Source organism: Alteromonas sp. 5E99-2, from assembly GCF_017368475.1.
GTDB lineage: Bacteria > Pseudomonadota > Gammaproteobacteria > Enterobacterales > Alteromonadaceae > Alteromonas_F.
Genome location: NZ_JAFNJE010000070.1, coordinates 1 through 570 on the forward strand (window position 1 = coordinate 1; position 570 = coordinate 570).

The window sequence follows — 570 nt, forward strand, 5'->3', positions numbered from 1 at the left end:
ACACCCGACATGTTATACGCCGCGCTTTCTGGATTAAGCTGCCATGTTAACCACAACCCTGTTTGGGCATAAGACAAGGGTATATTATCTACATGATCCGCTGTCGATTTAACGATTGGTAGATCTAAAAAGTTTAATTCGTGTTGTTTTAATTTATTTAACAGCTTAACCTGATCTTTTTGATGTAAATTAATAAACTTTTTTGCTAATTGAACTTCGTTAATTGACATTTTATATCTCGAATTCTTCAAATAATGATGCCATTTTGGCGACACGTTTAGATTTCTCATTATCTTTACTAAAAAGATCACTTGGTAAAGATGAAGCTAGCGAACTAATATTCGGCGTTTCAAATAAATTACGAACAGATAACTCATAACCAGTTTGCTTATGTATTTCTGACTTCACTTGCATAACAGCTAAAGAATGCCCACCCAATGCAAAGAAATTATCATGCCGCCCTACTTGCTCAACACCCAATACCTCTTGCCAAATACCCGCAAGGGCAATTTCTGTGTCACCCTCAGGTGCTTCATACGTATTGATGTTGGCTAATTCAGGCGCAGGTAA

Annotated in this window: 2 protein-coding genes; both read right to left on the reverse strand. The window is 37.0% G+C overall.

Going from position 1 to position 570, the window contains the following annotated elements; genetic code table 11:
* Positions 1 to 230 (reverse strand): hypothetical protein (locus tag J3L16_RS15920; protein ID WP_207614048.1); only part of this gene is annotated, 230 nt, incomplete at its 3' end.
* A gap of 1 nt (position 231) precedes the next feature.
* A partial coding sequence (locus J3L16_RS15925) for a phosphopantetheine-binding protein (RefSeq protein ID WP_207614049.1) occupies positions 232 to 570 on the reverse strand: 339 nt, incomplete at its 5' end.